Here is a 20,933-nt window from a genome sequence, read left to right on the forward strand (position 1 = left end):
CTCAGCGCGTCCTCGGATCGAATATGCGGTACAACAAATCGGAAATGAGATTCAGCGCGATGAATATGACACCGACGATCAGCACACAGGTCATCACCGCGTTCATGTCACCGATCAGCAGGTTCGAGGTCAGGTACTGGCCAAAGCCCGGCCAGGCAAAGACCGTCTCGATCAGCACCGCCCCCTCGAGCAGCGAACCGTAGGCCAGTGCCACGATCGTCACCAGCTGCACCCGGATATTGCCAAAGGCATGGCGCCAGACCGTCTGGTTGGCGCTCAGCCCCTTGACCCGCGCGGTGGTCACATATTCCTGGTTGATCTGGTCCAGCATGAAGCTGCGGGTCATCCGGGTGATATAGGCGGCAGAGGAATATCCAAGCAGGGACGCCGGCAGGACAATGTGGTTGAGCGCAGACCAGAAGACCTCCCACGCGCCGGCCAGTGCGCTGTCGATCAGCAGGAAATTGGTTCGCTCCGGAACGAGGCCGATGTAGAACTGGCTCATCCGCCCGGAACCGCCGACCCATCCGAGACCGGCGTAAAAGATCAAAAGCCCGATCATGCCAGTCCAGAAGATCGGCATGGAATGGCCCATCAGGCTGAACACCCGGATCAGCTGGTCCTGCCACCTGTCCTTCTTGATCGCGGCCGCCACGCCGAGGGGAATGCCCAATCCTGCGCCGACGAGAATGGCAAAGGTGGCAAGTTCGATCGTGGCGGGCAAGACGTGCAGGATGTCGGTGAGCACCGGCTGGCCAGTGCGGATCGCGGTGCCGAAATCGAACTGCACCACATCGCGCAGATACAACAGGAACTGTTCCCAAACCGGACGGTCGAACCCCAGCTGGCGATAAACGTTTTCATAGACTTCGCGGGTCGCGTCCTCGCCCACAATGGCGCGCACCGGATCGTTCGGCATGATCCGCCCGATCACGAAGGTCAGGATCAGCAGCCCGAACAACGTGATGAATATTGATCCCGCCTGTTCCACGAACCGGCCAAACTGACGTCGATGAATTGGCGCCATGCCAACTGCTCCCCCCTTGTCGCAACGGGGTTGCCGAGGGTTACCCCCGCCTTCCCGTTCTCCGACGCCAACCTGTTATACAGACGAGGGGATGTCAAGCCACTCCGTAAGGTGCCAGCCACAGGCTTCCGCAAAAACCGCCGCAAAAATGCAGGAAAATTTGAATCTCCGGTGAAATTTCAACCCATTTTCTGTATGACAGATTTTCAATCAAGGTGAACACAGCGAGGCATGGCGAATCCTGGCGCCAAGCAGTATCCGGCTCGCGGCGGCACACAGTCCTATGCCACCCGCCGCCTCATCCAGAGGAGAGCGTGCCTGCGCCCGAAGGATTGGCCTGCCCTCAGGTGCGGCCGTGACCTATGGGTCCGGTCTCTCACGACAGGCCGCCGCCTTGTGAGACTGTGCAAGGCTTTCGGCGCTTTTGACAAGGTGGTGTGGCGGGCCGAAACCGCAGCGGGTCAACCCCCGGGCCGGTCCGTGATGAGCGTATGCGCTGGAACCCTTGTCCTGAAGGTCAGGACGCCGCCGCGATCACTCTGGTCGTCGATGTGTTTCTGCCGGCTCTCAGCCGACAGTCTCCGGGATCGGCTTGCCCGGCGCGGACCGATACACCAGCTCTTTGCCCTCAGCGCTGGCATGTGCCTCTGCCAGAGCCTGGAGGGCGCCGTGGCGGGGGGATTTGATGCAGACCGGGTCGGTTGCATTCGCATCACCGACAATCGCCATTGCCTGACAGCGGCAGCCGCCGAAATCCACGGTCTTGCGCTCGCAGGACCGGCACGGCTCTTGCATCCAGTCCGTTCCCCGATAGGCCTGAAAGGCGGCGCCTTCATACCAGATCTCGGCCAGAGGCTGGTCTTTGACGTTCTCGAACACCAGATGCGGAATGGTTTCCGCAGCATGGCACGGCAGCACCTTTCCCTCGGGCGTGACATTCAGCCCGGTTGTTCCCCAGCCACCCATGCAGCGTTTGGGATAATCCGAATGGTAGTCCGCCGGCACATAGTCGATGACCAGTGTGCCCTTGAGCCGCAGCCGCGCATCCCGGACGATGGCATCGGCTTCGCGGGCCTGTTCGCGCGTCGGCATCAGAGTGTCGCGGTTCTTCAGCGCCCAGCCATGAAACTGAACCGTCGCGACTTCGATCCGCCGCGCCCCCATTTCCACAGCCATGTCGATGGCCTGCGGCAACTGGTGCAGATTCCTGCGGTGCAGAACAGCGTTGAGTGTCAGCGGAAATCCGATGGCGCCGATCCACGCGGCGACCTGCATCTTGCGTTTGAACCCACCGGAATAGCCGCCAATCTGATCCGCCATCGCGGCATCGGTGCCTTGCAGCGACAGCTGGATATGGTCAAGCCCGGCGGCATCCAGCTCCCCGAGGCGACGCTCGGACAGCCCGATGCCGGAGGTGATGAGGTTGGTGTACAAACCGGCATCCCGCGCCGCCTGCACAAGCTCGACCAGATCACGGCGCGAGGCAGGCTCACCGCCCGACAGGTGCAGCTGCAGCACACCCAGTTCGGCGGCCTGACGGAACACCGATTTCCAGGTGCCTGTGTCGAGCTCCTGGTCCACGCGGGCCAGTTCCAGCGGATTCGAGCAATAGGGGCAGGACAGCGGGCAGCGATGCGTCAGTTCCGCCAGCATTGCGATGGGCGGACGGGTGGTCATGGCTGCACCTCCAGAAAGCGACGGTCGCGCAGGGCGCCAAGGAACCCGGCGGAGTCCTTTGCAATATCTTCGACCGGCGCGTTGTAGCGTGCCGCCAGCGCCGCGGTGATTTCACCGAAACTGCGCGCGCCGTCTATCTCGGTCAGGATGGCATGGGCAATTGCGTCCAGGGTGATGGCGCGTTCAGGGGCCAACAGCACCCAGGCGTCGCGGACTGTGTCGCGGTGTATCCGAACCCCGCGCGGCAGATAGGGAACGTCCTGCTCTGTGATCATGATGCCTTGACCCTCCGCGACTCGGCGACCAGGCCTTCATGTGGCTGCCAGCCGCCCGGAGGAATGCGGGCCGGAGCGACATAGGCTGAATAGAGCGCATCGAGCTGCGACCAGAGAACATCGGTCTTGAACTCCAGCGCCCTGGCGGCGGCGTCCTGTTTTTCCTGCGTGTCGGCATGATCCAAAACCCAGGACAGCCCGAACGCGACATCCTTTGGCGCCTCCTTCAGGCGATTCTGGAAATACGACAGCGACGACTCGTCCGCGAACGCGTAGTTTTTCAGAAGTCCGGCGATCCGGTCCTGGTGGATCTTGGGAGCAAAGAGTTCGGTGAGCGAGGCGGCGACGGCCTCGAGCAGCGACTTGTCCCGCACAAAACGGACATAGGCATCGACGGCGAACCTTGTCGCAGGCAGCACACCGCGCGCCGAGGCAACGTAGTCGCGGTCCAGCCCGACGGCATCGGCAAGGCGCAGCCAGCGTTGAAGGCCACCCTCGTTGGCATCGGTCCCGTCGTGATCCTCGATCCTGGAACGCCAGATGCGGCGCAGCTTCGGATCCTCGACCCGGGACATGAAGGCGGCATCCTTCATCGGGATCGAATGCTGGTAGTAATAGCGGTTGATCACCCAGGCGCGCACCTGATCGGGGGTGCAGCCGCCGCCGTGCAGCAGATGGTGAAACGGATGCTTGTCATGATAGCGCTCGGCGCCGATCTGGCGCAGGCGCGCCTCAAAGTCGTCGCGGCTCTGAGTCATGCTGTAACCTCCATACCGTCCTGTCCGATGGTCCAGCCAGCAGCTTCGGCCAGCGCGCGTTCCTGTGACTCGGGCCGCAGCACCGGATTTGTGTTGTTCATGTGCACAAAGATCTTGCGCCCCACGTCCAGCGCCTCGAATGCCTTGATCGACCCGTCTGGCCCACTCATTGACATATGGCCCATGCGCTTGCCGGTCTTCTGTCCCAGCCCGGCCTGAACCATCTCGTCGTCCTGCCACAGCGTGCCATCGAAAAACACCAGTGCTGCGCCATTCAGCCGGGCGCGCAGGTCGTCATTCAACAAGGCGCAACCGGGGATGTAAAAGGCATCCGTGTCACCCGCCTGCAAATGAACGCCGACCGTCTGGTCGCCAATGAGATCGGTCTGCACCGTCTCACCTTCCAGATAGAGCGGCACCTTGCCGGGCACAGGAAAGAGCGTCGCCTGCAAGCCGGGCGCGATTTCCGCAGGGGCATTCAGTTCCACGACCGCGCGGTCGACCACCTGGGCGTTGAGCGCCGAAAATATCGGATTTGCATCCAGAACGTCGTGAATGCCGGGTGTGGCGAAAACCGTGAACCGCTGCATTTCGCGCAGGGTCAGCAGGCCGGCCACATGGTCGATGTCGCCATTGGTCAGCAGCACCGACCGCAGCGGCATCTCGCGCAGACCGCTCGGATGCAGTGCGGAACAGTCAGCCATCTGCTGACGGATGTCGGGCGAGGCATTGAGAATGGCCCAGTCCGTTCCGTTGGCGCTGACCGCCAGTGACGATTGGGTCTGTGCCGGGATCTGTCCGGCGCGGGCAAGGTTGCAGTTCTTGCACCCGCAATTCCATTGAGGCAAGCCACCACCGGCAGCAGCCCCGAGAATGCGCGCGCGGAATGTCATTCAACCCTCCGCGCGCTGGTATTCAGAACAGAACGCCAGCGTCGTCTGCGTCCGGGCCGTACATGTTGATTTCCATGCCGCACTCGATTTCGCGGATGACGGGTTTATTCCAAGCCATGATTTTCCTCCTCAGGATGGGTTGCGTGAACACTTCTGAAGGCTGTTGCAAATCGCGATTCCACGCAATTCTTATGTTCTAAGAAAAAATAAAAATCGTTATTTGTCATGCGGTTGAGCAATCTCGGGCGCGCTGCCATCCAGCATGAAACCGCGGTTGCGCAGGGTCTTGATCTCGAATCCGAAATCCGCAGCCGGATCGAGCTTGCGGCGCAAGTAGCCCAGATAGACATCCACCACATTTTCCGAGCTTGTGCCTTCGCCGGCCCAGAGCGTGTCAAAGATCCGGCCCCGGGTCAGCGCCTCTCCGGCGTGGCTTGCCAGAAGCAGCATCAGGGCGAATTCACGCTCGGTCAGGACGACGTCCCGCGTCCGGCCGATGACTTTTCGGGTGGCCGGATCCAGCCGGGCGCGGCGCGGTGCGTCAGTCCGGGCGCGGCGCTCCTGCACCTTCAGCCTGGCCACCAGTTCGTCAAACGAGAACGGCTTGACGATATAGTCGTCGGCCCCGGCCTCGAGCCCACGCGCGCGATCTTCGACCTCGGACAGAGCCGAGAGCATGACGATCGGCAGGCCGATGCCCTCGGCGCGCAGCGCCCGGACCAGATCAATGCCGCTGTCCGCGCCGATCATCACATCGATAATCGCCGCGCCCATGGATTCTGCACGCAGCCGGGCCAGGGCTGCGTCGGTGCGGTGTTCGCTGACCGTGTCATAGCCGTGCAAGGCCAGACCGCGCGCCAGAGCCGAAGTGATCTCTGGGTCATCGTCGACGATCAGGATGCGTTTTGGTGTGCTCATGCGCTGACCCTAGGCCGCGTCCAGCGGCAAGCCCACCGTGACTTTTGTCCCGGGTGCGGTGTCCGTGGTCCCGGCGGGGGGCACGGGGCTGGTCAAGGCAATAAAACCGCCCTGCTGCTCGACCACCCATTTCGCCAGGGCGAGACCGATGCCGAAACCTTCGGCCTTCGCAGGGCTGCGCCCCTGCGTGAACCGCCCGAATACAGCCTCCTGATCTTCTGCCGCGATGCCAGGGCCGTTGTCGCTGACATGTATCCGGCCCATGCCGTCAGCACTGTCCAGCGCAAGCTCGATCCGCCCCCCGGCACGGGCATGGCGCACGGCATTCTGAATCAATCCCGTCACCACCTGACGGATCCAGTTCGGATCGCCGATCACCGCCACAGGGGCCAGGGGGCCCTGACTCAGCGTCATTCCCGCACTGTGCACTTCGGCGCGGGTATCATCGGCGGCGTCCCGCAGTACGCCCGCGAGGTCGAATGAGGTTGCTGACAGCGCGAGTTGCCCGGTTTCCGAGCGCGCGATCCGCAACAGGTCATCGATTCTGCGATTCAGGCGCAGCGCCCGGTTGTGGATCGTCTCGAACGCCGACGCGGCGTCGGGGGCGCCCTTCAGCCCCAGTTGCGCCTCCATCAGGATCACTGTCAGCGGGGTGCGCAGTTCGTGACTGATGTCGGCAAAGAACCGGCGGCGATTCTCGTCGGTGCGCGACAGTTCCGCATTGGCGGCACGCAGCGCCTCTGTACGCTCGGCGATGGTGGCGTTCAGGCGGGCCCACTCATGGTCAACCTTGGCCTTGCGGCGGGCCAGAGCGACCGCCATGCGATTGGTCTCGGTGAACAGCAGCCCGATTTCGTCAGGCTGATGGTCAGGCAGGGCGACGGCAAAATCTTCCTGACCGATCTGGCGCGCCGCCGACCGCAGCAGGTTCAGCCTGTCGAATTGCGGACGCACGAGGCCAAGGTAATAACCGGTCATCATCATCAGCGTGACCGCCGCAATGCCAAAGGCAATCCGCGTCAGTCGGCGACGCAGGTCGGCAATGCCCGACAGGATGGCGTCACGGGCGCGCACCTCGTCGGTGATCACACCGTTCAGCAACGGATCGAAACTGATGGCAAAGGTATCGATGTAGCCCTGCAGGCGTTCGCGGTTCGCGGCAGAGGACAGAAACGCATTCCGGGTCGACTGGAACAGGGCCTCCATGCGGGCGATGCCGATGCTTTGCGTGGCCCGCCGCGATTGTTCGTCGAGTCCCAGGGCCCGGGCTTCCTCGACCGCCTCCTCCAGATCCTGCCGCAGGCGCACAAAGGTGCGGGTGACACTGGCAGTGACGCTGTCGAGCCGGGCAGCGCGTTCCTCGGCCGGCAGGCCGGACTGGATCGCCTCGGCGGCAACAACAATCAGGGTCGAGACCTGGGTCGAGAGCACCGAATACCTCTCGATCCGCTTTTCGGCGGCCAGTGCTGCGTCAATGCGGGCCGAAACCTGCTCCATCCCGAGCACGATGAGCGCCGTGGTTGCCAATGCTGCCAGCCCCAGCAGCAAAGCTCCTAGGCCAAGGCGGGCGCGCAACGACAGGAAGCGACGGGCGCCGACCAAATTCGGAAGCTTTGGGGAATCCTGCGTGGACATTCGATTTCCGCCCACTTTGTCGGCATTTGCACAACGATTGCGCCAAAAACAGCATCTGCCACCCGGCAACGACCACCGTCCGGCAAATAATAACCACATTTACCTGTTTGTTCTTAGCTATGGCATTACGACCAATGACTCAGTTGACAAGAGGCAACCATGATAGAACTGCTTTTCGTTACATGCCTGAGCGTCTCTCCGACGGACTGTCAGGAACGCAGCATGCTGTTCACGGACATCACCCCGATGACCTGTATGATGGGCGCTCAGCCCGAACTGGCAAAGTGGGCAACCCAACACCCCAAGTGGCAGGTCGCCCGCTGGAAATGCCAGATGGTGCGGTCGGTCGGCCTCGAAGCCTGATCGGATTGCACGGCTCTGCAAACGACACCTGCAACGGGCTACAGGCCGGTCCGGCCTGTTCCCATCGCGTGATCCGGCTCGACGATTCCCGCACGGTCGGCCTGCGGCTCGAGTCGTTGCCTTCGGGCGCTGGCGACCACACCCCGGCGGGCCGCACGGCCTGACATCGCGCGCCTTGGCTTCGCAGCAACCCCTCCCCCTGACTGTACATGTCGCAACAGAGTCAGCCTGGCGCCCGCGGCGGCGCTCCGGGCGGGGATTTTCCTGACGTGAACGCTGCGCGATGCCCGGCCTCGCGACTGCGGTCAGCCGGTGCAGATCGAATGCGACTCCCCATGAATCCCGCGGTCGGTTGCGCGCCCTGACAGACAGTGGTTTCCGTCAATGATGGTTTCATGCCACTATGCTGAAAAGCTCTCATGGAGACGGACATGGCTGACAGACCAACCATCAAGGATGTAGCCCGCGAAGCAGGGGTAAGCGCCACGACAGTCGACCGGGCCCTGAACGGACGCTCTGTCGTGCGGGAAGACACCCTGCGCAAGATTGCGGATGCTGCACACCGGATCGGCTACCATGGCAAGGGCATCTTTCAGAGCAGGCTCGAAAAGCCGCTGCCGGAGATCCGGCTCGGGTTCATCCTGCTGAAGAAGACGCAGGAGTTCTACAAGAACTTTGAACGAGAGATCCACCATGCCATCGCACAGCGGCGCGATGTGCGGGCCACGGCGGACATCCGGTTTTCGTCCTCGCAATCGCCACAGGAATTTGCCGAACTGCTCGCCGATCTTGGCGCGACCTGTGACGCGGTCGCCTGCACCGCGGTCAATGACCAGCGGCTCAATCAGGTGGTGCAGGATCTGCAGGACCGGGAGGTGATCGTGATATCGATTCTCAACGACTTTGCCCAGGGCATACGGCACAGCTATCTCGGCCTTAACAACATGAAAATTGGGCGACTTGCGGCCTGGATGATCACCAGGACGGTGCATGATCCGGGCAAGCTTGCGGTATTTGTCGGCGGCAACCGCTGGCACGGCCACGATCTGCGCGAGGTCGGCTTTCGGTCGCTGGTGCGCGAAACCGGCCGGGGGTTCACCGTACTGGATACGCTTGTGAATCTGGAAACCCGCCAGGTCACTTACGAGGCAACGCTGGATCTGCTGCACCGGCACCCCGACCTCAAGGGCCTCTACATTGCCGGCGGCGGCATGGAAGGCGCCATTGCCGCCCTGCGCGAAGTCCACGACCGACCCAGGGTGGCGCTGGTGGTGAACGAGGTCACGGCAGAAAGCCGCAATGCGCTGATCGACGGCTATGTGGTCATGGCAATCTCGACCCCGTTGCCGGAACTGTGCCACCGGCTGATCGAGCTGATGGTCAGGTCCACAAGGGGCGAGGACGACAGCGCTTCGGGCCAGCACTTTCTCGAGCCGAAGATTGTCCTTCCCGAACTCCTGTAATGACGTAATCACGTCATTTATCTCATGTGATTACGTCATGAATGGCAGAAAATAGCTCTCTGTGAATTGACCGAATCCTCATCATAAGCGCATGGTATCTGCGCAACCCGCGACAACATGACGTCGAATGAAGTCAGTGTTCCGCGGCCGGAGGACTATCATGCAGACGGCACTGAATCATATGACGACACCCCATCTGGGGTATGTGGAATTTCTTGACCTGGCGGCCCGGCTGGGCTGTGTCGGGGTCGAGGTGCGCAACGACATCGCACGCCCGCTGTTCGATGGCATGGACGCCACCGAGGCCGGCAAACTGGCAGCAGACAGAGGTCTGCGTCTGGTCGGGCTGAGCCAGGTCTACCCTTTCAACAGCTGGGATGCCGCGCGTGAGGCCGCCGTCCGGGCGCTGATCGCGACGGCAGGGAAATGCGGTGCCGAAACCATCAGTCTGATCCCGCGAAATGACGGCACCGAGGCGGCGGACGGCGAACGCCAGGCCAATCTGCGCACCGCGATGACGGCCATTCTGCCGATGCTGCAGGATGCCGGGCTGACCGCACTGGTCGAACCCCTGGGCTTTGGCCGCTCTTCGCTGCGCTCGAAGGCGGAACTGGTCGAGGCCATCACCGAGATCGGCGGCGGTCATTTCAAGCTGGTGCACGACACGTTCCATCATACGCTGGCAGGCGGCGGCCCGCTCTTTCCCGAGCATACCGGGATCATCCACATTTCGGGCGTGGTCGATCCGGCCCTGAGTGTGGATCAGATGGAAGACGAACACCGCGTGCTTGTCGATGCGGACGACCGTCTGGGCAACACCGACCAGATCGCCGCCTTGCTCGCCGCCGGGTATCAGGGACCGATTTCCTACGAATGCTTCTCGCCGCAGACACATGCGCTGAGCGATCCGTATTCGGCGATCAAACGCTCTTTCGATTTCATATCTTCGCAGCTTCGGGAGAAAGCCGCCTGAAGATATGAGTGTTTGCCCCATTATCTTGGGGTTTCCGGAAAAACCGAAGGTGTGCCGGACACCACTTAGGGAGGACTCAATGAAAAAGACCTTTATCGCTGCGGGCCTTGTCTCGCTGTTGTCGAGCACGGCCATGGCCGAAAACGTCGGCGTGTCGATGGCGCTGTTCGACGACAACTTTCTGACCGTTCTGCGCAACGGCATTCAGGATCTGGCCGACGGCATGAGTGACGTCGATGTCCAGATCGAGGACGCCCAGAACGACGTGGCCAAACAGCTTGACCAGATCAACAACTTTGTCGCCTCGGGCGTCGATGCGATCATCGTGAACCCGGTCGACACCTCGGCCACCGAGGCGATGACACAGGCCGCCGCCTCTGCAGGCGTGCCGCTGGTGTTCGTGAACCGCCAGCCGATCAATGTCGACATGCTGCCCGACAACCAGGCGTTTGTGGCGTCGAACGAAGTCGATTCCGGCACCCTTGAAACCATCGAGGTCTGCGACCTGCTGAAGGCCGCCGGCAAGGACAACGCAAACGTCTACGTGATGATGGGCGAATTGTCGAACCAGGCCGCCGTGCAGCGCACCGCCGACATCCACGATGTGATGGCGGCCGGCAAATGCGCCGTGACGCTCAACATCATTGACGAGCAGACCGCCAACTGGTCGCGGGACGAGGCGCAGGATCTGATGACCAACTGGCTGTCGACCGGCGAGCCGTTCGATGGGGTCATTGCCAACAACGACGAGATGGCGATCGGCGCGATCCAGGCGATGAAGGCCGGCGGCATCGACATGGCTGACGTGGTCGTCGGCGGGATCGACGCGACGCAGGACGCCCTGCAGGCGATGCAGGCGGGCGATCTTGACGTCACCGTGTTCCAGAACGCGGCCGCTCAGGGGTCCGGGGCGCTGGACGCCGCGCTGAAACTGGCGCGCGGCGAAGAGGTGGACCAGAAGGTCTATGTCCCGTTCGAACTCGTGACACCGGACAACATCGGCAACTACCTGTCCCAGAACTGATTGCTTCATGACACGGGCCAGAGCGTTGCGCCGCATCGCTCTGGCCGAAATCGGCCTTTGTGCCAGACTGCGGGGGAGGGACCAATGGCAGATCAGACAACCCACGGGGTCGGAGGCCTGACCTTCGACGCCAGGAAACGAGCCTGGCCCAACGAGATGAACGTGTTCATTGCGTTGATCGTCATCATCCTGATCTTCGAGGCGCTCGGCGCCATGATGATGGGACAGAGCTTTCTTTTCGACAGCAATGACCGTTTTGGCACGATCTTCAACGAGGCCCGGCTGAAGATCATCATTCTTCAGGTGGCGATCATCGGGATCATCGCCATCGGTTCGACCCAGGTGATCATTTCCGGCGGGATCGACCTGTCGCCGGGCTCCATCGTCGGGCTCACGGCCATGGTCGCGATGAGCTTTGCCCAGACCGCGCTGGTCAACGGCAACCCCAATCCCAAGGCGATCTTCAGCGAGACCTGGATGGATCTGCCTGTGATCATCCCGATCCTTGTGGCGCTGATCATCGGCATGTTGGCCGGGATGACCAACGGCCTGCTGATCGCCTATACCCGGATCCCCCCCTTCATCGCCACGCTCGGGATGATGGTCGCGGCCCGTGGTGCGGCCAAGTGGTGGTCCAAGGGCAACCCGATCTCGTTCCCGACGGATCAGTTCGCCTCGATCGGCAATGGCATGAACGGCTGGGCGCCGGTGCTGATCTTTGTCGGCCTCGCCGTCCTGTTCCACCTGATCCTGAAGCACACGGTCTATGGCAAACACACCTACGCCATCGGTTCGAACGAGGATGCGGCGCGCATGTCCGGCATCAAGGTCGCGCGTCACAAGGTGCTGGTCTACACGATCGCCGGGATGCTGGCGGGTCTGTCGGCCATCGTGCTGGCCTCCAAGAACCTGACGGCGCAGGCCGGGATGGGCGTGATGTACGAACTCGACGCCATCGCAATGACGGTGATCGGGGGGATTTCCCTGGCCGGTGGCCGCGGTTCACTGATCGGCACAGTGCTGGGGGCGCTGATCTTCGGTGTCATCATCTCGGGTTTCACCTTCCTGCGGCTCGACGCCTATTATCAGGAAATGGTGAAGGGCTTCATCATCGTCGCAGCCGTGGTTCTGGACCAATGGCGTCAGCGCCGCGCCATTACGCGATAAAACAGGAGGGCACCATGAGCGATATCATTCTCGAAACCCGCGACCTGACGAAACACTATGGCGGCGTGCATGCGCTTCAGGGCGCGAACTTCATCCTGCGCAAGGGCGAACACGTGGCGATCATGGGCGACAACGGCGCGGGCAAATCGACCTTTGTGCGCCAGATCACCGGGGTCGAACAGCGCACCCGCGGCGAGGTCATCTTTGACGGCAAGCCGGTGCACTTTGAATCGCCGATGGATGCCCGCGAGGCCGGCATCGAGACGGTGTTCCAGACACTGGCCCTGGCCGACGAACTGGATGTGCCCGACAACCTGTTCCTGGGCCGCGAGCTGGTGCGCTTCAACCTCGGGCCGTTCTCGATCCTCGATTACAAGGCGATGCGCGAACGCACGATGCAGGCGCTGGAAAAAACCGGGGTGAAGATTCCCAACATCCGCAACACCATCCGCAACATGTCCGGCGGTCAGCGCCAGTGCGTCGCCATTGCGCGCACGGCCACCTTCCACTCCAAGCTGACGATCATGGATGAACCGACAGCCGCGTTGGGGGTGCAGGAAACCGCGCAGGTCGAAAACATCGTGCGCACCCTGAAAGCGGCCGGTGAACCGCTGATCCTGATCAGCCACAACATGCGGCAGGTCTTTGATCTTGTGGACCGCGTGGTGGTGTTCCGGCGCGGCAGGATCTGCGCCAACCTCGACATCAAGAACCAGGAGTTCTCTGGCGAGGACGTCGTGGCCTATATCACCGGGGCCAAGACTCAGCCCGAATACGAAGATGCCGCCTGAGCACTGAGACGGGGCCGTTCCACGGAAGAACAGCGGTTCTGCATCCAATGTGACCGATGGCGTCTGCCCATTGGCGCTGAAAATCCAAGACACTCCGGCGAATGACGCACCCCGCGCATGCGCCCACTCCAGACATGAGGTCAAGATGACTGTACGTTTCGCAATTCTCGGCGCAGGCCGCATCGGTCAGGTCCATGCCCGCGCTGTCGCATCCACCCTCGGCGCGACGCTTGTCGCCATCGCCGACCCGATGACGGAAGCGGCCCGAAAGGTGGCTGATCAATACGGTTGCGACATCCGCACCATCGACGAGATCGCACAAAGCGATGATGTGGACGCGGTGGCGATCTGCACCCCGACCGACACCCATGCCAATCTGATCGAACAATTCGCCAGGGCCGGAAAGGCGGTGTTCTGCGAAAAGCCGGTCGATCTGAGCGTGGCGCGGGTGAAGGAGTGCCTGAAAGTTGTCGAAGCGGAAGGCGCCACCCTGATGGTCGGCTTCCAGCGACGGTTCGATCCCGATTTCATGGCCCTGAAAAAGACCATCGACGATGGCGTCATCGGCACGGTCGAGATGATCGCCGTGACCAGCCGCGATCCCGGTGCCCCGCCCGCCGACTATATCAAGCGCTCCGGCGGCATTTTCCGGGACATGACGATCCACGACTTTGACGTCGCCCGCTGGCTGCTGGGCGAAGAGGTGGCGGTGGTGCAGGCCTCGGCCTCGGTTCTGACAGATCCGGCCATTCGCGATCTCGGCGATTATGACAGCGTCAACGTGATCCTGACCACGGCCGCCGGCAAGCAGTGCACCATCACCAACACCCGCCGTGCCACCTACGGCTATGACCAGCGCATCGAGGTGCATGGCTCCAAGGGTTCGGTGTCGGCCGAGAACCACCGCGAGGCGAATATCGAGATCGCCACCGAAGCCGGCTATACCCGCCCGCCGCTGCTGAACTTTTTCATGTCACGCTATACTGCCGCCTATGCCAACGAGATCGCGGCCTTTGTCGATGCCGTGGCCAATGGTGCCTCGACACCGACCACCGGCGCCGACGGCCTGAAAGCTTTGGAACTCGCCGATGCGGCGCTGAAGTCCGCCGAAACCGGGCAGGCGGTGCGATTGACCTGAAGCGGTCCGCCTCCGGCCCACCAGATCGAAAATTGAAAAGGCATCTCCATGCAAGAACAGTCCAAATCTCTTGGCGTCGCCCTGATCGGCACCGGCTTCATGGGAAGGTGTCACGCCCTTGCGTGGCGTGCGGTGGCCGCGGTCTTTGGTGGGCCGCATCCCCGGCTGGAATACCTCTGTGACGACACGGACGCCAAGGCCGGGGCGTTCGCGGCGCAGTTCGGTTTCGCGCGTGGCACCTCCGACTGGCAGGCCGCCATCGCCGATCCGAAGGTGGATGTGGTGTCGATCACGACGCCCAACGGTCTGCACCGTCCGATGGCCGAGGCAGCCCTGCGCGCGGGCAAGCATGTCTGGCTGGAAAAGCCGATGGCCCTGACCCTGAACGATGCCCGGGCGATGGCCGACCTGGCAAAGCAGCACCCCGGACAGGTCACGATTCTGGGCTACAACTACACCCGCAGCCCGGCCTTTCAGGCGGCGGTGGAAATGATCCGGCGCGGTGACATCGGGCAGCCGCACAGCTTTCGCGGTGTCTATGACGAAGATTATTCCGCCGACCCGGATCTGCCCTGGACCTGGCGGATGACGCAGGAACATGGCGGGCTCGGCGCGCTTGGCGACCTGGGGGTGCATCTGGTCAGCCAGATGCTGCCGCTGATGGGTGACGTCACCGAGGTGACCGGCATGACCCATATCGCGATCCCGAAACGCCGGTCGGACACTGGTGACCGGCCGGTCGAAAATGAGGACAGCGCCATGGCGCTCGTGCGCTTCGCTTCTGGCGCGCAGGGTCAGTTTTCCACCTCCCGCGTGGCGCGCGGGCGCAAATGCCGCCTGCAGTGGGAGATCCACGGCAGCCTCGGAAGCCTGGTGTTCGATCAGGAAAACATGAACGAACTCTGGCTGCATCGGAAGGGCGAGGCGGGTTTTACCCGACATCTCACCGGCCCGGATCAGCCGGACTTTGCCGCCTTCTGCCCGGCACCCGGCCACAACTTCGGGTTCAACGAACAAAAGGTCATCGAAGCCCGCGACCTGTGCCGTGCCATCCGGGGCGGCGCGCCCTGTGGTCCGGATTTCGCGCAGGGCCTGAAAATCGAAAAAATCGTGCATGCGGTCGCGACCTCTGGCGGCCGTCCCGTGCAAATCGAGGGGGAGGCTGCATGAAACAGCTGGATCTGATCACCATCGGCCGCAGCTCGGTCGATCTGTACGGCACGCAGGTCGGCGGACGGCTCGAGGACATGCGGTCGTTTGACAAGTACATCGGCGGCAGCCCGACCAACATCGCCTGCGGCACCGCGCGGCTGGGGCTGAAATCGGCGCTGATCACAGGTGTCGGCGATGAACACATGGGTCGTTTCATCATCGAGGAACTGGCCCGCGAAGGCGTGGACACGCGCGGCGTGAAGACCGACCCCGACCGGCTGACGGCACTGGTACTGCTGGGCATCCGCGATCAGGATCAGTTCCCGCTAATCTTTTACCGCGAGAACTGCGCCGACATGGGCCTGACGGTCGAGGACATCGACGAAGGCTTTGTCACCCAGGCACGGGCAGTGGTGGCCACCGGCACCCATCTCAGCAATCCGCAGGTCGCCGCGGCGACGATCAAGGCGCTGCGCATCGCACGCGACAATGGCATGCAGACGGCGCTGGACATCGACTATCGCCCCAACCTCTGGGGGGTTGCAGGCCATGGCGACGGTGAGAGCAGGTTCGTGGAAAGCGCGGCCGTGACCGACAAGTTGCAGGCCACGCTGCATTATTTCGACCTGATCGTCGGCACCGAGGAAGAATTCCACATCGCGGGTGGCAGCACCGACACCATCGCCGCCCTGCGGGCCGTGCGGGCGGTTTCGGGCGCGACGCTGGTGTGCAAACGCGGCGCCGCGGGGGCCGTCGCCTTTGGCGGCGACATTCCCGACAGCCTTGACGACGGCGAGGCCGGGCCGGGATTTCCGATCGAGGTGTTCAACGTGCTGGGCGCCGGAGACGGCTTCATGTCCGGTCTGCTGAAAGGCTGGCTCGACGGCGAGGACTGGCCGACGGCGCTGAAATACGCCAATGCCTGCGGCGCCTTCGCGGTCAGCCGCCACGGCTGCACCCCGGCCTATCCCAGCTGGGCCGAATTGCAGTATTTCTTCGAGCGCGGCGCCCAGCGCCCCGATCTGCGCAATGACGCCGCCCTCGAGCAGGTGCATTGGGCAACCAACCGTGATCTCGACTGGCCCGAGGTGCGGGTCTTTGCCTATGATCACCGCCAGCAGTTGCAAGAGCTGGACGGCGCCACACCGGAAAAGATCGGCCGGTTCAAGGAGTTGTGCCTTGCGGCGACCGGGCAGGTTGCCGGCGGCAGGCCGGGCTACGGCCTGTTGTGCGACGGGCGTCTGGGGCGCGACGCGCTGTACAAGGCGGCCGGCACCGGTCTGTGGATCGGGCGTCCGGTGGAATGGCCGGGCTCGCGGCCTCTGCAACTGGAGCCGGAAATCGGCGCCGATTTTGGCGGGCTGGCGCAATGGCCGCGCGACCAGGTGGTCAAGGTGCTCTGCTACTGCCATCCCGACGACGACGCCGCGACATGGGCAAATCAGGAAACCACCATCCTGCGCCTGTTCACCGCCTGCCGCCGCAACCGGCTGGAGCTTCTGCTCGAAGTGATCCCCTCCAAGGTCGGCCCGATCGCCGACGACACCACCGCCCGGATCATCCAGCGGTTCTACGATCTCGGGGTCAGCCCCGACTGGTGGAAGCTCGAGCCGATGCTGACGGAAGCGGCATGGAACATCACCTGTGACACGATCAACCGCAACGATCCCAACACCCGCGGCATCGTCATTCTGGGCCTCGGGGAATCCGAGGACAGGCTGGCCAAAAGCTTTGCTGTCGCCGCGCGTTATCCGTTGGTCAAGGGGTTTGCCGTGGGCCGGACGATCTTTGCCGAAACCGCGGCGGCCTGGATGCATGGCAGATTGAACGACGAGGATGCTGTCGCCGCGATGGCCGGAAATTTCGCCCGTCTTTGTGCTGTCTGGGACAGCGCACGCGCAGCAAAGGAAACACAATGACCAAAACAATCCGACTGACCGCGGCGCAGGCAATGGTGCGCTACGTTGCGGCGCAACGCAACGAAGACGGCGATGCCATCATCGCCGGCTGCTGGGCGATTTTCGGGCACGGCAACGTCGCCGGTCTTGGTGAGGCGCTGTATCACGCCAGGGAAAGCCTCGCGACATGGCGCGGTCACAATGAACAGACGATGGCCCACGCGGCGATTGCCTTTGCCAAACAATCCGCACGCAAGCGGGCGATGATGGTGTCCTCCTCGATCGGACCGGGGGCGCTAAACATGGTGACGGCGGCGGCGCTGGCGCATGTGAACCGGTTGCCGGTGCTGCTGGTTCCCGGCGATATCTTTGCCAACCGCGGCCCCGATCCGGTCCTGCAACAGATCGAGGACTTCGGTGATGGCACGATCAGCGCCAATGATTGCTTCAAGCCCGTCAGCCGGTATTTTGACCGTATCACCCGCCCCGAGCAGCTTCTGACCGCCCTGCCCCGCGCCTTTCGCACCCTGACCGATCCGGCAGACTGTGGTCCGGTCACGCTGTCCTTTTGTCAGGACGTTCAGGCAGAGGCGTTTGACTATCCCGAAAGCTTCTTTGAGCCGCAGGTCTGGCACCGGCGGCGGATTCGCCCGGACGAGGGCGAGCTTGCCCGGGTTGTCGCCGCGATCAAGGCCGCCAGAAACCCGGTCATCGTCGCCGGAGGCGGCGTGCATTACGCCGGGGCCTGTGACGCGCTGAAAGCCTTTGCCGCCGCGCACAACATCCCGGTGGCAGAGACCCAGGCCGGCAAATCCGCCCTGCCCTGGGACGATCCCATGAACCTTGGCCCCATCGGTGTCACTGGCGGCGAGCCCGCCAACCGGGTCTGCGAAGGGGCCGATCTGGTCCTTGGGGTCGGCACCCGGTTTCAGGATTTCACCACCGGATCCTGGGGCCTGTTCGCCAACCCCGCGCGTCGGCTGATCAGCCTGAACGTTGCCGCCTATGACGCGGCCAAACACGGTGCCGAGCCCTTGATGGCCGATGCGCTCAAAGGTCTGGAAGAGCTGACCGCCGCCCTTGGTTCGCACCGTGCGGCGACGCAGACCGACGGGCTCAAGTCTGACTGGTTCGCCAAGGTCGATCCGCTGACCGACGCGCCCACTGACACCAACGCGCTCGCGAGCGACATGCAGGTCATCGGCGCGGTACAGCGCGCGGCGAACAGGGACACCGTGGTCATGTGCGCCGCGGGCACGATGCCGGGCGAGTTGCACAAGCTGTGGAAGGCCGGGCGGCCCGGCAGCTATCACATGGAATACGGCTTTTCCTGCATGGGCTACGAGATTGCCGGCGCGATGGGCATCAAGATGGCCGAACCGGAACGCGACGTCGTCTGCTTTACCGGCGACGGCACCTACATGATGGCAAATTCCGAACTGGCCACAGCGGCGATGATGGGCATCGCCTTTACGGTCGTGATCACCGACAACCGTGGATACGGCTGCATAAACCGGCTCCAGATGGGCACCGGCGGCGCCGAGTTCAACAACCTGCTCGAGCACACGATCCACGAAACCCCGTCGCGGATCGACTTTGCCGCTCATGCCGCGTCGCTGGGGGCCACGGCGCTCAAGGTCGGTTCGATCGCCGAGATGGAAGAGGCCCTGGCGCGACGCGGCACCATCAAGGGCCCCTATGTCATCGTGATCGACACCGACCCGTACCCCAGCACACCGCACGGCAGCACTTGGTGGGACGTGGCCGTGCCCGAGATCAGCCAGCGCGCCGAGGTCAATGCGGCCCGCGCCGGTTACCTGGAAAACAAGAAATCGCAGCGCGCGGATTAAGGACAACACCCATGGGCGTGAAAATCGGAATATCTCCTATCGCGTGGCAGAATGACGACCTGCCGGACCTGACCGCAGACTATACGATGGAGCAGTGCCTGCGCGAGGCCCGCGAGATCGGCTATACCGGCGTTGAACGCGGACGCCGGATGCCCCAGGACACCGAAGGGCTGGGCCGTTACCTTGACGCGAACGATATCGAGCTGTGTGGTGGCTGGTGCTCGGGCAACCTGATGGTGAATTCGGTCGCGGATGAGATTGCGGCGATCCGTCAGCAGGTCGCACAGTTTGTGGCGCTGAAATCTCCCTGCCTGGTCTACGCGGAATGCTCAAACACCGTGCAGGGCGACATCGCCACGCCGGTCAACAACCGCCCGAAACTGACCCGCGACGAGATCACGCGCTACGCCGCCAAGCTGTCAGAAGTGGCCAAGTGGATGACGGACCAGGGCATGGTGCTGGCCTATCACCATCACATGGGTTCGATGATCGAGGATCAGCAGGACATCGACTGGCTGATGGAGGGCGCCTCGCCCGAGGTCACGCTGCTGTTTGATACCGGGCATCTGCACTTTGGTGGCGCCGATGTGCTGGGCACATTGCGCAGGTGGGGCGACCGGGTGCGCCATGTGCACTACAAGGACGTGCGCGCCGACGTGACCGCCCAGATCCGCGCCGAAAACAAGAGCTTTCTTGACGCGGTGATTGCCGGGGCCTTCACCGTGCCGGGTGATCCTCAGGGGTGCATCGACTTTGCTGCGGTCACGGACGAGCTCGCCGCGATGAACTATGACGGCTGGATCGTGGTCGAGGCGGAACAGGATCCGGCCAAGGCGCCACCTTACGAATATTCCAAACTCGGCTATGATCACATCGTCGCGCTCTGCGGCAAGGCGGGGCTGAAAATCGAAAGTTGACGGATGAAACTCTTTGACCTGCACCACCCGTTTTTCCTGCCGCTCTGGCGGCGGGTGGCAACCTTTGCCGTTGCCGGGGGCTGGGCGATCGTCGAAGTGCTCGGCGGCAGCCCCGGCTGGGCCGCGCTGTTCGCGGCGCTCGCCCTTTATTGCGGGTATCAATTTTTTGTCGCTTTCAACCCCGAAGACCACAAGGACCAAAGTGATGACTGACTTGCTGCGCAAACCCTTCGGCACCCACGGCAAGGTGCACGACATCACGGCGGCGAATGCCGGCTGGCGCTATGTCGGCTTTGGGCTCTATCACCTGCGCGCGGGTGAGACGGCGGCAGAGGCAACCGGCGACCGCGAGGTCATTCTGGTCATGGTCCAGGGCAAGGCGGCGCTGACGGGCGGCGGGCAGGATTGGGGTGTTCTGGGCGAGCGCATGGACGTCTTTGAAAAGACGCCGCCGCACTGCCTGTATCTGCCCGACGGCAGCGACTGGTCCGCCAGGGCCGAAACCGACTGCGTGATCGCCGTCTGCTCGGCCCCCGGCAAAGGCGGGCATGCGGCGCGGCGGATCGGGCCGGACGGCATCACCCTGACGCAGAGGGGCAAGGGCACCAACACCCGCCATATCAACAATATCGCCATGGAGCACGAAGACTACTGCGACAGCCTGCTGGTGACAGAGGTGTTCACCCCGGCCGGGCACTGGTCGTCCTACCCCAGTCATCGTCACGACGAAGACGACTTTCCGCGCATCACCTATCTGGAAGAGACCTATTACCACCGGCTGAACCCGGCCAGCGGCTTTGGAATCCAGCGGGTCTATACCGACGATCTGCAACTGAACGAAACCATGGCGGTTGCGGATGGTGATGTGGTGCTGGTGCCACGCGGCCACCATCCCTGCGGCGCGCCCTACGGGTTCGAGATGTATTACCTCAACGTCATGGCCGGCCCCTTGCGCAGATGGCGTTTTGTTGCCGCGCCCGAGGTGTCCTGGATCATGGAGCGGGATGCCTAGCG

General features: G+C 63.0%; 21 protein-coding genes. 13 read left to right on the plus strand and 8 right to left on the minus strand.

From position 1 onward, the window contains the following. Position 1: 1 nt before the first annotated feature. The 8 genes from FOY53_RS11130 to FOY53_RS11165 form a co-directional block, all read right to left on the minus strand. Positions 2–1,027, minus strand: coding sequence for an ABC transporter permease (locus FOY53_RS11130; protein WP_146588751.1), 1,026 nt, complete (start codon positions 1,025–1,027; stop codon positions 2–4). 567 nt (positions 1,028–1,594) lie between these two features. After that, positions 1,595–2,704 carry a pyrroloquinoline quinone biosynthesis protein PqqE gene (gene pqqE / locus FOY53_RS11135; protein WP_146588753.1) on the minus strand — a complete coding sequence of 370 codons (1,110 nt, stop codon included), beginning with the start codon at positions 2,702–2,704 and terminating at the stop codon, positions 1,595–1,597. Next, positions 2,701–2,979 carry a pyrroloquinoline quinone biosynthesis peptide chaperone PqqD gene (pqqD, locus tag FOY53_RS11140; RefSeq protein ID WP_146588755.1) on the minus strand — a complete coding sequence of 93 codons (279 nt, stop codon included), beginning with the start codon at positions 2,977–2,979 and terminating at the stop codon, positions 2,701–2,703. Before pqqD ends, pqqE begins: the two co-directional genes overlap by 4 nt. Next, on the minus strand, positions 2,976–3,737 hold the full coding sequence (gene pqqC, locus FOY53_RS11145) for a pyrroloquinoline-quinone synthase PqqC (RefSeq protein ID WP_146588757.1): 762 nt from the start codon (positions 3,735–3,737) through the stop codon (positions 2,976–2,978). The genes pqqD and pqqC overlap by 4 nt, the downstream gene beginning before the upstream one ends. Beyond that, positions 3,734–4,630 (minus strand): pyrroloquinoline quinone biosynthesis protein PqqB, encoded by an 897-nt coding sequence (pqqB, locus tag FOY53_RS11150; RefSeq protein ID WP_146588759.1) that lies wholly within the window; start codon positions 4,628–4,630, stop codon positions 3,734–3,736. Before pqqB ends, pqqC begins: the two co-directional genes overlap by 4 nt. Before the next feature lie 22 nt (positions 4,631–4,652). Next, positions 4,653–4,748, minus strand: a complete 96-nt coding sequence (pqqA, locus tag FOY53_RS11155) for a pyrroloquinoline quinone precursor peptide PqqA (protein WP_146588761.1) — start codon at positions 4,746–4,748, stop codon at positions 4,653–4,655. 98 nt (positions 4,749–4,846) lie between these two features. After that, entirely contained in the window at positions 4,847–5,548 is a 702-nt protein-coding gene (locus FOY53_RS11160; protein WP_146588762.1) for a response regulator transcription factor, read from the minus strand. Between the two features lie 9 nt (positions 5,549–5,557). After that, positions 5,558–7,183 (minus strand): sensor histidine kinase, encoded by a 1,626-nt coding sequence (locus FOY53_RS11165; RefSeq protein WP_146588764.1) that lies wholly within the window; start codon positions 7,181–7,183, stop codon positions 5,558–5,560. A gap of 159 nt (positions 7,184–7,342) precedes the next feature. Between FOY53_RS11165 and FOY53_RS11170 the strand changes: the two genes are divergently transcribed. The 13 genes from FOY53_RS11170 (at position 7,343) to iolB (ending at position 20,931) form a co-directional block, all read left to right on the plus strand. Next, a complete protein-coding gene (locus FOY53_RS11170) occupies positions 7,343–7,546 on the plus strand; it encodes a hypothetical protein (RefSeq protein WP_146588766.1) in 204 nt (67 codons plus the stop codon). 431 nt (positions 7,547–7,977) lie between these two features. Beyond that, a complete protein-coding gene (locus FOY53_RS11175; protein ID WP_146588768.1) occupies positions 7,978–9,009 on the plus strand; it encodes a LacI family DNA-binding transcriptional regulator in 1,032 nt (343 codons plus the stop codon). A gap of 160 nt (positions 9,010–9,169) precedes the next feature. Further along, positions 9,170–9,982: a TIM barrel protein gene (locus FOY53_RS11180; protein ID WP_146588771.1), complete on the plus strand. Its 813-nt coding sequence runs from the start codon at positions 9,170–9,172 to the stop codon at positions 9,980–9,982. Between the two features lie 79 nt (positions 9,983–10,061). After that, positions 10,062–11,006 (plus strand): sugar ABC transporter substrate-binding protein, encoded by a 945-nt coding sequence (locus FOY53_RS11185; RefSeq protein WP_146588773.1) that lies wholly within the window; start codon positions 10,062–10,064, stop codon positions 11,004–11,006. Between the two features lie 84 nt (positions 11,007–11,090). Beyond that, positions 11,091–12,173, plus strand: a complete 1,083-nt coding sequence (locus FOY53_RS11190) for an ABC transporter permease (RefSeq protein ID WP_146588775.1) — start codon at positions 11,091–11,093, stop codon at positions 12,171–12,173. 14 nt (positions 12,174–12,187) lie between these two features. Further along, entirely contained in the window at positions 12,188–12,964 is a 777-nt protein-coding gene (locus FOY53_RS11195) for an ATP-binding cassette domain-containing protein (RefSeq protein ID WP_146588777.1), read from the plus strand. Positions 12,965–13,109: 145 nt separating this feature from the next. Continuing rightward, entirely contained in the window at positions 13,110–14,102 is a 993-nt protein-coding gene (gene iolG, locus FOY53_RS11200) for an inositol 2-dehydrogenase (protein WP_146588779.1), read from the plus strand. A gap of 48 nt (positions 14,103–14,150) precedes the next feature. Next, complete coding sequence (locus FOY53_RS11205; RefSeq protein WP_146588781.1) at positions 14,151–15,272, plus strand: Gfo/Idh/MocA family protein; 1,122 nt, start codon at positions 14,151–14,153, stop codon at positions 15,270–15,272. Next, positions 15,269–17,173, plus strand: a complete 1,905-nt coding sequence (locus FOY53_RS11210; RefSeq protein ID WP_146588783.1) for a bifunctional 5-dehydro-2-deoxygluconokinase/5-dehydro-2-deoxyphosphogluconate aldolase — start codon at positions 15,269–15,271, stop codon at positions 17,171–17,173. Before FOY53_RS11205 ends, FOY53_RS11210 begins: the two co-directional genes overlap by 4 nt. Then, a complete protein-coding gene (gene iolD / locus FOY53_RS11215; RefSeq protein WP_146588785.1) occupies positions 17,170–19,002 on the plus strand; it encodes a 3D-(3,5/4)-trihydroxycyclohexane-1,2-dione acylhydrolase (decyclizing) in 1,833 nt (610 codons plus the stop codon). The genes FOY53_RS11210 and iolD overlap by 4 nt, the downstream gene beginning before the upstream one ends. 11 nt (positions 19,003–19,013) lie before the next feature. Continuing rightward, on the plus strand, positions 19,014–19,919 hold the full coding sequence (gene iolE, locus FOY53_RS11220) for a myo-inosose-2 dehydratase (RefSeq protein ID WP_146588787.1): 906 nt from the start codon (positions 19,014–19,016) through the stop codon (positions 19,917–19,919). 3 nt (positions 19,920–19,922) lie between these two features. Beyond that, positions 19,923–20,132, plus strand: coding sequence for a hypothetical protein (locus FOY53_RS11225; protein ID WP_146588789.1), 210 nt, complete (start codon positions 19,923–19,925; stop codon positions 20,130–20,132). Then, positions 20,125–20,931 (plus strand): 5-deoxy-glucuronate isomerase, encoded by an 807-nt coding sequence (iolB, locus tag FOY53_RS11230; protein WP_146588791.1) that lies wholly within the window; start codon positions 20,125–20,127, stop codon positions 20,929–20,931. The genes FOY53_RS11225 and iolB overlap by 8 nt, the downstream gene beginning before the upstream one ends. The last annotated feature ends 2 nt before the right edge of the window (positions 20,932–20,933 follow it).

Source organism: Puniceibacterium confluentis, assembly GCF_007923445.1.
In the GTDB taxonomy this organism is placed as follows: Bacteria; Pseudomonadota; Alphaproteobacteria; order Rhodobacterales; family Rhodobacteraceae; genus Puniceibacterium; species Puniceibacterium confluentis.